Raw genomic sequence first — 13,641 nt, forward strand, 5'->3', positions numbered from 1 at the left:
GTTTCCTGCGGAAACATTGGAGGTGCTCACGTAGCATTTTGCCTACGCTGCGCTCCTCGCTTTCTACTAGCTTCCAAAGCTTCTTGGTCTTGCACTCATAAAAAGCTACAGCGGAGGAGCAAAGCATCCGAAAAACGGAAGTGTGTCGCCTTTAACATCGTAATGCTACCATAAAAAATTCAAATAAGGAGCATTGCGATTTAAAAAGCGACTGGAGGATGTTTTGCTCCGGAGCGCTGAAAAACGAAGTGAGTCGCCTTTAACATCGTAATGCAGCCTTAAAAAATTCAAATAAGGAGCATTGCGATTTAAAAAGCGACTGTAGGATGCATTGCTCCGGAGCGCTGGACTATCGCCGATTCGTTGAGTAGCGAAAAGTTGAATCGGCAAAGCTTAAATTGTTATAATTTTACCATTAGCGTTTGGATGTGGTTGTTGCGCTATAACATTACAATATGGACTTTATGCCATAAGAAAGAAGGAACAATGTATGCTCCAGTTAATGCGCTATTTGAAGCCGTATGGATTTACTATTGTCGCCATTATCATCTTGATATTGCTGCAATCATTGGCTGATTTATATTTGCCGACATTAATGTCTGACATTGTGAACAACGGCATTATATCAGGAGACACAGGCTACATATGGAAAATGGGAGGGTTTATGCTGGCGGTGTCGGTAGTCGGGACGATTGTTTCGATACTGGCAAGCCTGTATGCTTCAAAGGTTTCATCTGCATTTGGCAAGGTGGTTCGTCATAAAGTGTTCAGCAAGGTAGAGAGCTTCTCAACGCAAGAGTTTGACAAGCTTGGCACTGCCTCGCTAATTACACGAACTACGAACGATATTAACCAGGTGCAGCAGGTTGTGCTGATGATTTTGCGTATGATGGTGATGGCGCCGCTTATGTGCATCGGCGGTATTATTATGGCCTTGTACAAGGACGTAAAGCTGTCTATGGTGCTGCTTGTCGTAGTGCCTATACTGGCGATTGCGATTCTTGCCATTGTACGAATTGCGATGCCTTATTTTAAGATGATGCAAAAAAAGCTGGACCGCATCAATCTTGTATTGCGTGAAGGCTTGACGGGCATTCGCGTCATCCGCGCCTTTAATCGCACCTCTTACGAGGAAGGTCGCTTTACTGAGTCCAACAAGGATCTTATGGACACTGCGGTAAAGGTCAATCAAATTATGGCGTTTATGATGCCGCTTATGATGCTGATTATGAACATTTGTGTCATTGCAATCGTATGGTTCGGCAGCCACCGCATTGATGCGAACGACATGATGATCGGTGATTTGATGGCATTTATCCAATATGCGATGCAAATTATGTTCTCGCTGCTTATGATGTCGATGATGCTGGTCATGATTCCGCGTGCGCAAGCGTCAGCAGTACGGATCAATGAGGTGCTTGATATGGAAGCTTCGGTAAAGGACGAGCCTGCCTTCAAGCAAGCAGCAGCAAAGCCTGGTTTTGAAGCAACCGAGGCGGTCATCGCCTTTGATCAGGTGAGCTATACGTACCCTGGTGCAGAAAAGCCAGCAGTGGAAAATTTGAGCTTTACCTGCAAGCAAGGAGAGGTAACAGCTATTATTGGCGGAACAGGCTCTGGAAAGTCGACCGTTATCCAACTAATAGAGCGCTTTTTTGACAGCAATCAAGGGGAAATTCGCTTTAAGGGCGTTAATGTCAAGGATTGGAGCCTGGATGAGCTGCGTGGCAATATCGCGCTTGTGCCGCAAAAAACGACGATATTCAGCGGAACAGTAGCTGAAAATATTCGCTATGGCAAAGAGGATGCAAGTGATGAGGAGGTTCGTGAAGCGGCGGCTATTGCCCAGGCGCTTCCATTTATCGAGCGAATGGAGCAGGGCTTTGATACGATGCTGGCGCAAGGCGGTACGAATATTTCCGGAGGCCAGAAGCAGCGCTTGTCAATCGCTCGCGCTCTGGTGCGCAAGCCATCGCTTTATTTGTTCGACGACAGCTTTTCTGCACTTGACTACAAGACGGACGCTGCACTTCGTGCCGCGCTGAAAACGCATGTTCATGATGCAGCAATGATTATTGTAGCACAGCGCGTCAGCACGGTTATGCATGCCGAGCAAATTATTGTAATGGACGAAGGCGTCATCGTTGGCAAAGGCACGCATCATGAGCTGCTTCAATCTTGCGAGGTATATCGCGAAATCGTACAGTCGCAGCTGTCAGAGGAGGAGAGCGCATGAGTAAACAAATGGGACAGGACGGCGGCAAAGTAGGCGGTCCTCCAAGACACGGAGGCCCTCCTGGTCCTGGTGGACCTCCAGGGATGATGCTGCCTGGAGCAAAGCCTAAAAATTTCAAAGCAACGCTGAATCGGCTGCTAGGCTACCTGAAGCCGTTTCGCATGCGGCTCGTTATTGTTTTTCTTACTGCTATTTTAAGTACGTTGTTCGCAATCGTCAGTCCTAGAGTGCTTGGGGAAGCAACGGATGTACTGCTTTCCGGCTGGATGGACAAGTTTAATAAAGTTCCGGGTGCTGCGATCGACTTTAAGCAAATTGCATTTATACTGGCGATTCTGGCTTTGCTTTATGTCATTAGCGCACTTTTTGGCTTCATTCAGCAGTTTTTAATGGCGAAGGTAGCACAGAAGGTCGTCTTTCAGTTGAGAGAGGATGTCAATGCCAAGCTCGGCAGACTGCCGCTGAAGTTTTTTGATTCGCGCTCCAACGGCGATATTTTGAGTCGTATTGTCAATGATGTCGACAATATTGCGAATACGCTGCAGCAAAGCTTGACACAGATGATTACCTCGATAGTGACGCTGGTCGGAATCATTATTATGATGCTGACTATTAGTCCGCTGTTAACTTTAATTCTTGTGCTGACGCTGCCAGTAAGCTTTATCGTAATCGCGATGGTAGCCAAGCAGTCTCAGCGCCACTTTAAAAATCAGCAGGATCAGCTAGGCTCGCTTAATGGTCATGTTGAAGAGATGTTTACAGGCCATACGATCGTTAAAGCATTTGGCCGCGAAAAGCAATCGATTGAAAAGTTTGAGCAAATGAACGAGAAGCTGTACGGATCAAGCTGGAAGGCGCAATTCATATCTGGCGTTATGATGCCATTGATGAGCTTTATCGGCAACATTGGCTATGTTTTAATTTGCGTTGTCGGCGGTTTGCAAATTACGAAAGGCACTATTTCAGTCGGTGATATTCAGGCGTTTATTCAATATGCGAGACAATTTACACAGCCGATTATGCAGACTGCGAATATTGCCAACATCATTCAATCTACGATTGCATCAGCGGAGCGCGTATTTGAATTGATGGATGAGGAAGAGGAGCAGGAATTGGCTGGAGCAGGCAAAACGCTGCAGCAGCCGCAGGGCAATGTAAGCTTCAACCATGTGCAGTTTGGCTACGCGCCGGACAAGCTGCTGATGCAGGATATGAATCTGCAGGTTAACAGTGGACAGATGATTGCGATTGTTGGTCCGACTGGCGCAGGGAAAACGACACTCGTCAATTTGCTGATGCGCTTTTACAATATTCAAGATGGGCAAATTACGATTGATGGAGTGCCTATCCATGAGATGCAGCGCTCCTATGTACGCTCTTTGTTCGGCATGGTGCTGCAGGATACGTGGCTGTTTAATGGCACAATTCGTGACAATATTGCGTATGGACGTGCTAATGCCAGCGAAGCGGAAATTGTAGCGGCGGCTAAAGCGGCGCATGCGGATCATTTCATACGTACGCTGCCGGATGGCTATGATACGATATTAAATGAGGAAGCCTCCAATATATCATCAGGGCAAAAGCAGCTGCTTACGATTGCGCGCGCAATTCTTGCCGATCCGCCAATGCTTATACTGGATGAGGCAACAAGCAGCGTCGATACGAGAACTGAGCTGTATATTCAGCAGGCTATGCATAACTTGATGAAGGGGCGCACAAGCTTTGTTATTGCGCATCGCTTATCCACGATTAAGGATGCAGACTGTATATTAGTAATGAACCAAGGTACGGTTATCGAGCAGGGAACGCATGACGAGCTGCTTGCAGCGGGAGGCTTCTATGCCGACCTGTATCAAAGTCAGTTTGCGAACGGCGGCTCTGGCGAGGTAGAGATGGAAATGACCGAGTATAAGGGATAGATTGGAGCTATAGTCATGTATGACATTCAAATGGATCTAGTAGCGGATTGGGTCAGTATTGTCAAGGAAGTGTTTCGCGGCAGCGGGATCGTGCTGGAAGACGGCTTGACCGAGGATGACATCGCCGAAATTTACTTCCTGCAATCATTGCCCGAGCAGGAGGCGCTGCCTTTAGCAAAGGAAACTTTACGCCGCTTAAGAGAGATGGAAGAAACAATTGTTGCCAATATGGACACGCTCATCGTTCCCGATATTCGAAAACGAACCGGCTACGAGGGCAATACGTTTCATTTCAGCTGGGTATATGATCAAGGTGAGCATATTGTTGAGACCTGCTCGGAATATCGCATACCGCTGAATAGCCAATAGCAATAAATATAAACAGGGTGGTTCCGAAAGTCAGGAAAGCATGACTTTTGGAACCACCCTGTTTTGGTAGAGAAGGTGCTGCTGCGCAGCGCTGCAATACACCTGCTGCTAGCCGAGCTGCAAAGTTAGCGTAACAGGACAATGATCGCTGCCCATTACATGATCTTCAATAGTAGCTTCTGCAATCGAATGCTTTAGCTGCTCGGAAACAAGAAAATAATCAATTCTCCAGCCGATATTCCGCTCGCGCACCTTCGGCATGAACGACCACCATGTAAAGCGATCCTCTATCTCGGGATACAGGTGACGGAAGCTGTCAATAAAGCCTCTTTGCTGCAGCGCAGTCATACAGCTGCGCTCTTCATCTGTAAAGCCGGAGTTGCCTTTGTTCGACTTGGCATTCTTCACATCGATATCAAGATGCGCTACATTAAGATCTCCGCAAATAATAACAGGCTTTTTGCTTTTCAGCTTGTCTGCGTAATCAGCAAAACGCTGCTCCCACTCCAAACGGTAATCCAGCCGCGATAAGTCGCGCTTCGCATTCGGTGTATAGACTGTTATCAAGTAAAAGTCATCGTATTCCAGCGTAATGATTCGCCCTTCAGGCTCTGCATTTTCCTCAATTCCGTACCAAACCGAGAGTGGCTGATGCTTGGTGAAAATTGCAGTGCCTGAATATCCTTTTTTCTCCGCATAATTCCAATATTGGACGTAGTCAGGTCCAAGATCCAGTTCAATTTGACCAGCCTGCAGCTTGATTTCCTGCAGACAAAAAAAGTCTGCATCGAATTGTTGGAATTGCTCAATAAAGCCTTTGCCTATACAGGCTCGCAAGCCATTCACGTTCCAGGATACGAATTTGACAGGTTTATTCATGAAAAAGCCTCTTTTATAGATTAGTAGTAGTAATTATTTGCTTGAGCGGCAAGCGCAACCACGAAAATTAGGAAAATAAAAATAAGCCCATACAATATAGTGCCGATAATGCTTGTTACAAGTCCACCGATCGCCATTCCTTTGCCTTCCTCGTAGGTTCTTTTAATTTCCTTTAAAGACAAGGCGCTGACAATAATGCCCGCTATTCCGAAAAAGAAGCCAATATACGGCAAAACGATGGATGCGATGCCTAGAATAAGGCCAATAATAGATTTAGTATTCGTTTTCCTAGGACCATAGCCTGGGGGTGGATACGGATACCCACCTGGCGGCGGTGGAGGTGGCGGATACTGACCATATTGGCCCTGCTGATAGTTCTGAGAATAGTTTGGCTGCTGCTGAGCCTGATATTGATTATGATAGCTGCTGTCCTGAGTGTAGCTTTGCTGCTGATTGTTCTGGAATGAGTTGTACTGCTCCTCTTGACGATAGTATGAATCCTGTTGACTGTTAGCACCAGTATTGCCTTGCGAGCCATCTGGATTTTGGTTATAAGGGTTCTGGTTGTTGTCGAATGGCCCCTCATTATTAGAATGATCGCTCATTAATAATCCTCCTTAAACTTTTCACACATCATTTGGATCCTGCTTTGCTGCTTGTAGCAAAAGTACTTCGCAGTATCCGCGAGTGATACGTCGTTACGCTATTTTATCATAGCAAAGATTCACATATTCAACAATGAATAACATGCAGCTTTCAGAAGCATCTCCCAGTTGACAAGTCGGCACGTTAGGTGAATAATGCAATTTATTGAGATTTTGTAAATGGAATAAGCTGATGTATAGCTATGGAGTGATGAAATGAAACCATTCTTTCGATGGATAAGAAAAAACATGGTGCTGCTTTTTAGTGTGATGCTCGTTGTAAAGCTGCTTATTTTTCGCTTTAAAGTGTTGGACGATTTGTCGCTGCTTGGCATTCTTTCCGACATTGGAGCAATCGGCCTGCTGATGGCGCTGCCTGCTTGCTTCGTTGCTGGAAAGTGGCGCAAAGGATTGCAGACGGCAATGGCAGTCCTAATATCTACAATATGGTTTGCAACTGCTATTTATTATAGCTATTACGGGAACGTTCCAACTTATTACACGTTATCAAGTTTAAATCAGGTTGGACAAATTAGTGAAAGCATTACCGCATCTCTTGAGCTCTATATGTGGATCTTTTATGTAGATTTCTTCATGGTGCTGCTCATTTCACCGTTTTCCCGCGAAAGAAAGCCTTGGATGAAGCTATTAGTGAGAAGCTCTGCAAAACCGAGCTTCTGGCGCTCAAGAAAATTTTCGCTAATAATTACTGCAGCATCGCTTGCTGTAGTTGTAGGCAGCTTGCTCGGCAGCAAGCATATCGAAAATAGCCATGCCTTAGCCAAGCGGCTTGGCGTATTGTCGTATCAGCTTGCCGTTAATAGCGCAACTGCGAGCGGACAGCAGCAGGAGCTGACTGCTGCCGAGCTGGAGAGCTTGCGTGAGGAAGTGAGAGCATGGTTCGCGGGGCAAGAGGAGCAGGAGCGATCGCTATATCACGGCATTGCATCCGATCATAATCTTATTGTCGTGCAAATAGAGTCGATGCAAAACTTCGTGATCGGCTTGGAGCTGAATGGTCAGGAGGTTACCCCGTATCTTAATCAATTAAGTCAGCAAAGCTTTTACTTCCCTAATGTGTATCAGCAAATTGCAGAAGGGAATACATCGGATGCGGAATTTTTAATGAATACCGGGGCGTATCCAAGCGCTGTACAGGCTACAAGCAAGCAGCTTACAGGCAGAGAGGTGGCAAGCCTGCCGCGCTTGCTGGCGAAGCAAGGCTATGAATCGTATACCTTTCATGTTAATGATGTAACGTTCTGGAACCGCAATGAAATGTATCCTGCCCTCGGCTTTACAGGATATTACGATAAAGCCAGCTTTGAAAATGATCAGTTTAACAGCTTTGGCGCCTCTGACGAGCAGCTCTACAAGGTTGCGCTGGATAAGCTGGAGGCTTTGCAGTCAAGTGATCAACGCTTTTACGCCCAGCTTGTTACGGTATCCAGCCATCATCCGTTTAAAATTCCCGAGCAGTATCAGGAGCTGGAATTGCCTGCTGAGCTTGAGGATACTCAGCTCGGTCATTATTTGCAGGCCATGCATTATACAGATAAGCAGCTGGGACAATTTATGGAGCAGCTTGAAGAGAAGGGGCTGCTGCAGCAAAGCGTCGTAGCGATTTACGGAGACCATTTCGGATTGCAGACAAAGGATAATGATCCGGAATGGGTAAGCGAGCAGCTTGGCATTTCCTATCATGACATCATTTCACGAATGAATATCCCATTTATTGTGAAAGTGCCAGGAGTTGCAGGTGAGCGAGTTGAACAGGTAGGCGGACAAATTGATATGCTGCCGACTTTGCTGAATGTATTAGGCATATCGGAACCAAATTCGGAGCTAATCTTGTTTGGCTCGGATTTGCTTAATGCGATGACGAATATTGTTGGTGTCCGCTATTATTTGCCGACAGGCAGCTTTTTCAATGATGAGGTGCTGTTTGTACCAGGTACAGGCTTTAGTGACGGTACGGCGATTTCACTGGAAACGCATCAGCCGGTTGAGTTCGATGACACGTTGAGGCAGGACTACAGCTATATATTAGAGCTGATGGGAATGTCAGATCTTTACACGTCCAATTATCCGCAGAGAAAATAAGCGGCTCGAAAAAAAATTATTAGAAAAATTTCAGAAATTGTTGGAAACCATGCAACCTTTTTCCGCACCCTATCGTTTAGAATGAAAGAGTGTAGAAAATTTGAGGGGTGTAAAAGCTAATATGAAAAGATGGTTGAAAACAAGCTTGGCAGTATGTATGACTGCAACATTGTTGGCAGGCTGCAGCTTCGGCAAATCGAATCAAGGCAATAATGCACAGCCAACAACACTAAAAGTTATGTACTATGATCAAGATTCCTTCTATTCGGAATATGGCATGCTGTACAGTGCAGTAAATCCTAATGTAGAAATTGAAGTTGTCAATTCGAATAGCCTTTATGAGAAAGTAACAGAGGAAACAGATTACGAGACTGTATTTAAGCAGTTTCTTGACGAAGAAAAACCTGACATCGTCATGGTTGATGCCACTCAGTTGGCAACTTTAGGTGAAGAGGGCAAGCTTTACGACATTGAAAATTTCGTGAATGAAGAAAAATACAATGCTGCAGGCCTTGTAACAGGGCTCGTTGACTCAATGAAGGCTCTTGGCAACGGCAAGCTATATGGAATGCCAACTGGCATGTACAGCCAGGTAATCTATTACAACAAGGATTTGTTTGACGAGTATGGCGTACCTCACCCAACCGATCAAATGACATGGGCTCAAATTATTGATCTCGCTAAAATGTTCCCGACAGAAGGAGAGCCAATGGAGCGCGTCTACGGTTTGAAGATGGGCTGGAACAAAGACCTGAGCGAAATGGTCAATATATTGTCACAAGGCGAAAATTTGCGTATGTTTGATGCAGATGCGCTGCAAATGACCATTGACACCCCTGCGTGGAAATCATTGGTTGAGACAGCTCAATCGGTGCTTAATTCAAATGCATTGTTCTTTGAAAGCGATATGTATGAAAATGAAGACTATATGAACTACTCAGGCGATTGGTATGCTCGTGATCCATTCTATAGTGGTCGCCTTGCGATGAGACTTGACGGAAACTACTTGATGGGCGAGCTAAATAATTTGGCAAACTACGCGCAAAATCCAGAGGATCTAATTCAAAACTGGGATATTGTGACGGCGCCTGTAAGCTCGTCTAATCCAGAAGAGTCGAGCTATGTTAGCTATAATAATATTTTCGCCATTAATAGCGCATCGACTAATATTGATCAAGCATGGGAATTTATCTCCTATATTACTGGTGACGAGTTCGCACGCGTAAAATCCAAATTGTCTTATGGCAATATGCCGCTAAGAACGGCTTATATGGCTAAGGACAACGATCGCAACTACGAAGCATTCTTTAAAGTTCGTCCATCGACGCAAAACAACAACATGGATTACAACAAAGTTCCAGAAATCTTCCAGTTTGAATTCTATTCCTTGATGCAAGCTGAGCTTGCGAAAATAAACAGCAACGAAGCGACAATCGATGAAGCATTGTCCACGCTGCAAATTAAAGGTAATGAGCTGCTGGCGCAAGGCAAGATGACTCAGGAAGAAATCGATCAGTATTGGGAAGATAAGTATGGTGAAGGCGGCGGTGGCGTAGCAAGGCCGTTAGTAGAAGTTTCAGGAGAAACTACTGAAGAGGCTACTGAAGAAGCCACAGAAGAAGCTACTGAAGAAGCTGCTGAGTAACTGACCGTACATTTATAAAAAAATCGAGCTAGCAAGCAATGAATGATCATTCACGCTGCTAGCTCGTTCTTATTTCTATCTACTTTTGCAAGTAGTCCATAAACAGCTGCAAGCGGACCGGTATCGATGCAGGTACCAGCTCGTGGCCGAAATAACGGTAAACCGCAATATCTTTTGAGCAGGTCAAATGATTATATGCAGCAAACACGGTTGATGGTGGCGTAATATCATCGATGAGGCCAATTGAAAGCCAAGTATAGCAGTTAATTCGCGGCGCCAGGTTCATGATGTCAAAATAGCTGAGCGTTTTTTTGGCTTGCTGTTCCAGCTCCGGATAGCTAGTTGTACGTCTAAAATACTCATTTAGCTCATAATATGGACCAGCAGGTGTTATATCAATCGCTCGGTCAAAATTGGAAAGGTAAGGATGATCAGCTACAGCAAGCACGGGAATAGATGATAATGCAGCAGTTGCGAGCGTAATGGCACCGCCTTGGCTGCCGCCTGTAACGGCGATACGCGATGCATCTACTTCTGTCTGAGCTGCAAGCACTTCAACAGCGCGTACGGCATCCATGAATACGGCTCGGTAGTAGTATTCATACTGGTTCTGAATGCCCTGCGTCATCCAGCCAACATTATGACCGTTGCTGGCAATGACATTGTTAATGGAACCGCCATATTGCCCGCGGCAATACATTCTGAGCACGGCGTATCCTTTCAAAGCCAAATTAACGACCTGATGCACATCGCCATCATTTACCCAGTTGTAGCCATGGTACTCGACGATTCCAGGCAGCGGCTCATTTTGCTCTGGCATGGCCAGCACGGCTTCGATTTGCGCATCATTAAAGCCTTTATAGAAGATTTGATAAACTTTTAACCCTTTTACAGGGTAAACGATTTCATTTCTTGTAAATGAAATCGGGGTTTTAGCAAGCTCCTGCAAGGTTTCTTGCCAAAAATCATTGAAATCAGCCGCTGCGGTCGAGGCTGGCTTGTATTGACGCAGCTGCTCGAGCGGCATATCATACGGTTGAGGCATGTATCATTCTCCTTTTTATACGAAATTATGTAGTTAGCACTAGTAGCATTGTGCCATAATTGCATTTCTAAAACAATAAGTCGTTCAAGTAAAAAAATATAATAGATTTTGCATAGATTTGGACTATTGTATGTCTACTAAAAATGAAGTAAAATCATATCATATTGTAAAAAGATGGATGTTCCTTTACGACTTACGTCTAGTATGACTTAATACCTTGGGCGGTTACATTGGATCATATCTTAAGGTAATGTTAAGATAACAAGATTCTTTCAGGGGGTCAAAGAGGATATGGAGAAGGAAATTTATATTTTGCTAACAAATACAGGAACACTGCTAGCGCGTTCCATCCAATTATGTACTGGTGAGAAATTCTGCCATGTCTCCATAGCCTTTGACCAGGAGTTGAAGGAGGTTTACAGCTTTGGTCGGAAGGATCAAGCGAACCCATGGATTGGCGGCTTTGTGAGAGAAGATGTACGCGGCCCAATCTTTCATAACTCACCATGCAGAATCTACAAGCTGAAGGTAGAGGAACAAGCTTATGCTAGTATACGTGAGCAAATCGAATTCTTTATGAATGAGAGTGATAAATACCGCTACAATTTCCTGGGCATATTCGCAGTATGGTTCGGGATACAATGGCAGCGGAGAAATTACTATTTTTGCTCTCAATTCGTAAACAGCATTCTGCAGAACGCCAATGTATTTGTTGTTAACAAATTTCCAGAACTAACGACTCCGGCAGATTTTATGGAGGCAAGACTTGAGCTTCTATATCAAGGAAGCTTGTCGTCTTATATTGGCGCCCTGCATCGAGCGCGTCAAGGAAAACAATTTCGCACTGCCTAAGCATCCTTTATTGTAGAGGATGCTTTTTTCCTATATATGACCTGATTTTTAGTCGAAGCATGATAAGGAGAGTCGTTAATGGTTACGATTTTGATCGCAGAGGATGACGAGCATATTGCAGGGCTTATTGCGATGCAGCTGGAGCAGGAAGGCTATTCCACGATTATGAGGCATGATGGAGAGTCCGTGCTGCAATACGTTCTGTCGCATCCTGTAGATCTTATTATTATGGATATTATGATGCCTGGTATTGATGGACTGGAATTAACGAAAAAAATACGTGAGCATTATGCGATGCCAATTATATTTCTAAGTGCTAAAACGACCGATATGGATAAAATAACCGGGCTGGTGATGGGGGCGGACGACTATGTGACGAAGCCGTTTAATCCGATGGAGCTCATTGCCCGTGTTAAGGCGCAGCTGCGCCGCTATCATGTATTGTCCCGGACGGAGCAAGCGGAAAGTATATTGGAGCGTAATGGCTTGCGCATTTCGCTGGATACGCGCATCGTACAGCTGTACGATCGGGAAATCGAGCTGACTCCGAAAGAGTTCGATATATTGCTGCTGCTTGCGCAGCATCCTAAAAAGGTGTTTAGTACGGAAAATATTTTTGTTCACGTATGGGGTGAAACCTATATGGACACGGCCAATACCGTAATGGTTCATATTCGGACATTGCGTAAAAAGCTGGGCGATGATAAAAATAAATGGATCAAAACAGTATGGGGAGTGGGGTACAGCTTCAATGGTTAACGATGACGGGCATCAAGCTGCTTCGGACCAACTGAATAATGGCGGTGTATTTGCCAGCTTTCGCACTAAAATGCTTGGCGCATTTGCACTGAGCATGCTTATTTCCGGTATTGCCACGTATACGGTATATTTGGCATTGAGGCAGTATTACCGCACTCATGTTTACCTTGGCGATCCGCTGGCTGGTGTACGCAAATGGATTGCGCAAATCGGCGATCTGAATGTGTTCCTTATTCTGTTTATTCCACTTTCGATTATTATTTTTTATATGATTACCAAGCCTTACGTGCGTCACTTTCGCACGATTTCACAAGGGATTCATCATTTAGCGAATAGCGACTTTTCGCGCAAGGTGGAGCTAAATACCAATGATGAGCTGCAGCTCATTGCACAAGACATCAATCGTGCGGCGGAGAAGCTGCAGGAGGCCATTCGCAGAGGAGATATGGCTGAGCGCAGCAAGGATCAGCTGGTTATGAATTTGGCACATGATTTGCGTACGCCGCTTACGTCAGTAATTGGCTATCTGGACTATATTTTGCAGCATGATGAGCTTGATCAAGAACGCAGCAAGCATTTTATGACGATTGCCTATACGAAATCAAAAAGGCTGGAAAGTCTGATTGAGCAATTGTTTGAAATTACACGTATGAATTACGGGCACTTGAGCTTGAATATCCAGGAAATAGACTTGGCCGAGCTGCTTTCTCAGCTGGTTGAAGAGCTGTACCCGCTTTTTGAAAAATACAATCTGACGACAAGGCTCGATATGCCTGCAAGACTGCCAGTTGAAGCGGATGGCGAGCTGCTGGCCAGAGTGTTCGAAAATTTATTAAGCAATGCAGCGCGTTATGGCAGAGATGGTCAGTATGTTGATTTGGTCGCAGAAGTGAAGGAGCAGGAGATTGCGGTGAAGGTAATCAATTACGGGGCGATGATCGACGAACGCGAGCTGCAGCACATTTTTGATATTTTTTATCAGGGCGATCAAGCGAGATTGCAGCACAATGAAAGCACGGGCTTGGGGCTTTTTATTGCCAAAAACATAGTTGAGCAGCATAAAGGCCATATTGCAGTAAGCAGCGATGTAACGAAGACAAGCTTCACTGTCACGATACCGCTTAAGCAAATGCAGCAAGCAAATTTGTAAGCTTAAGAAAAATTTAAAAACTTGCCTGTCTTTTACTTAA

The 13,641-nt window shown here is 45.0% G+C and carries 11 protein-coding genes; 8 read left to right on the forward strand and 3 right to left on the reverse strand.

What is annotated here, in order from left to right; translation table 11 throughout:
* The first annotated feature begins 490 nt into the window (after positions 1-490).
* Genes KJS52_RS09665 through KJS52_RS09675 form a run of 3 tightly spaced genes read left to right on the forward strand, consistent with a single transcriptional unit; the run spans position 491 to position 4,524 of the window.
* Positions 491-2,236, forward strand: a complete 1,746-nt coding sequence (locus KJS52_RS09665; protein ID WP_213514562.1) for an ABC transporter ATP-binding protein — start codon at positions 491-493, stop codon at positions 2,234-2,236.
* A complete protein-coding gene (locus tag KJS52_RS09670; RefSeq protein WP_213514563.1) occupies positions 2,233-4,155 on the forward strand; it encodes an ABC transporter ATP-binding protein in 1,923 nt (640 codons plus the stop codon). Before KJS52_RS09665 ends, KJS52_RS09670 begins: the two co-directional genes overlap by 4 nt.
* A gap of 15 nt (positions 4,156-4,170) precedes the next feature.
* Positions 4,171-4,524, forward strand: a complete 354-nt coding sequence (locus KJS52_RS09675) for a hypothetical protein (protein WP_213514564.1) — start codon at positions 4,171-4,173, stop codon at positions 4,522-4,524.
* Positions 4,525-4,632: 108 nt separating this feature from the next.
* On the opposite strand, the gene KJS52_RS09680 is transcribed toward KJS52_RS09675, so the two are convergent.
* Together KJS52_RS09680 and KJS52_RS09685 are read right to left on the reverse strand one after the other, a co-directional pair.
* A complete protein-coding gene (locus KJS52_RS09680; RefSeq protein WP_213514565.1) occupies positions 4,633-5,403 on the reverse strand; it encodes an exodeoxyribonuclease III in 771 nt (256 codons plus the stop codon).
* 20 nt (positions 5,404-5,423) lie between these two features.
* Entirely contained in the window at positions 5,424-6,008 is a 585-nt protein-coding gene (locus KJS52_RS09685; RefSeq protein ID WP_213514566.1) for a DUF4190 domain-containing protein, read from the reverse strand.
* A 255-nt stretch (positions 6,009-6,263) separates the two neighbouring features.
* Here KJS52_RS09685 and KJS52_RS09690 point away from each other — a divergent pair, with 255 nt between their 5' ends.
* Positions 6,264-8,150, forward strand: a complete 1,887-nt coding sequence (locus KJS52_RS09690) for an LTA synthase family protein (RefSeq protein ID WP_213514567.1) — start codon at positions 6,264-6,266, stop codon at positions 8,148-8,150.
* Positions 8,151-8,271: 121 nt separating this feature from the next.
* Complete coding sequence (locus KJS52_RS09695) at positions 8,272-9,795, forward strand: ABC transporter substrate-binding protein (protein WP_213514568.1); 1,524 nt, start codon at positions 8,272-8,274, stop codon at positions 9,793-9,795.
* A 79-nt stretch (positions 9,796-9,874) separates the two neighbouring features.
* Here the strand turns inward: KJS52_RS09695 and KJS52_RS09700 are convergent, their stop codons facing one another.
* Entirely contained in the window at positions 9,875-10,840 is a 966-nt protein-coding gene (locus tag KJS52_RS09700) for an acetylxylan esterase (protein WP_213514569.1), read from the reverse strand.
* A 291-nt stretch (positions 10,841-11,131) separates the two neighbouring features.
* On the opposite strand from KJS52_RS09700, the gene KJS52_RS09705 reads away from it, so the two are divergent.
* The 3 genes from KJS52_RS09705 to KJS52_RS09715 all read left to right on the forward strand — a co-directional run bounded on the left by KJS52_RS09705 (position 11,132) and on the right by KJS52_RS09715 (position 13,601).
* A complete protein-coding gene (locus KJS52_RS09705; protein WP_213514570.1) occupies positions 11,132-11,692 on the forward strand; it encodes a hypothetical protein in 561 nt (186 codons plus the stop codon).
* A gap of 78 nt (positions 11,693-11,770) precedes the next feature.
* Complete coding sequence (locus KJS52_RS09710; protein WP_213514571.1) at positions 11,771-12,451, forward strand: response regulator transcription factor; 681 nt, start codon at positions 11,771-11,773, stop codon at positions 12,449-12,451.
* Positions 12,444-13,601: a HAMP domain-containing sensor histidine kinase gene (locus KJS52_RS09715; protein WP_213514572.1), complete on the forward strand. Its 1,158-nt coding sequence runs from the start codon at positions 12,444-12,446 to the stop codon at positions 13,599-13,601. Before KJS52_RS09710 ends, KJS52_RS09715 begins: the two co-directional genes overlap by 8 nt.
* Positions 13,602-13,641 lie beyond the last annotated feature (40 nt).

This window comes from Paenibacillus montaniterrae (genome assembly GCF_018403185.1).
Lineage (GTDB): Bacteria > Bacillota > Bacilli > Paenibacillales > Paenibacillaceae > Pristimantibacillus > Pristimantibacillus montaniterrae.

Bases quoted from the DNA above. Each gene is read 5' to 3' on its own strand.
- KJS52_RS09665 (WP_213514562.1), top strand. From the start codon at position 491: ATGCTCCAGTTAATGCGCTATTTGAAGCCGTATGGATTTACTATTGTC.
- KJS52_RS09670 (WP_213514563.1), top strand. From the start codon at position 2,233: ATGAGTAAACAAATGGGACAGGACGGCGGCAAAGTAGGCGGTCCTCCA.
- KJS52_RS09675 (WP_213514564.1), top strand. From the start codon at position 4,171: ATGTATGACATTCAAATGGATCTAGTAGCGGATTGGGTCAGTATTGTC.
- KJS52_RS09680 (WP_213514565.1), bottom strand. From the start codon at position 5,403: ATGAATAAACCTGTCAAATTCGTATCCTGGAACGTGAATGGCTTGCGA.
- KJS52_RS09685 (WP_213514566.1), bottom strand. From the start codon at position 6,008: ATGAGCGATCATTCTAATAATGAGGGGCCATTCGACAACAACCAGAAC.
- KJS52_RS09690 (WP_213514567.1), top strand. From the start codon at position 6,264: ATGAAACCATTCTTTCGATGGATAAGAAAAAACATGGTGCTGCTTTTT.
- KJS52_RS09695 (WP_213514568.1), top strand. From the start codon at position 8,272: ATGAAAAGATGGTTGAAAACAAGCTTGGCAGTATGTATGACTGCAACA.
- KJS52_RS09700 (WP_213514569.1), bottom strand. From the start codon at position 10,840: ATGCCTCAACCGTATGATATGCCGCTCGAGCAGCTGCGTCAATACAAG.
- KJS52_RS09705 (WP_213514570.1), top strand. From the start codon at position 11,132: ATGGAGAAGGAAATTTATATTTTGCTAACAAATACAGGAACACTGCTA.
- KJS52_RS09710 (WP_213514571.1), top strand. From the start codon at position 11,771: ATGGTTACGATTTTGATCGCAGAGGATGACGAGCATATTGCAGGGCTT.
- KJS52_RS09715 (WP_213514572.1), top strand. From the start codon at position 12,444: ATGGTTAACGATGACGGGCATCAAGCTGCTTCGGACCAACTGAATAAT.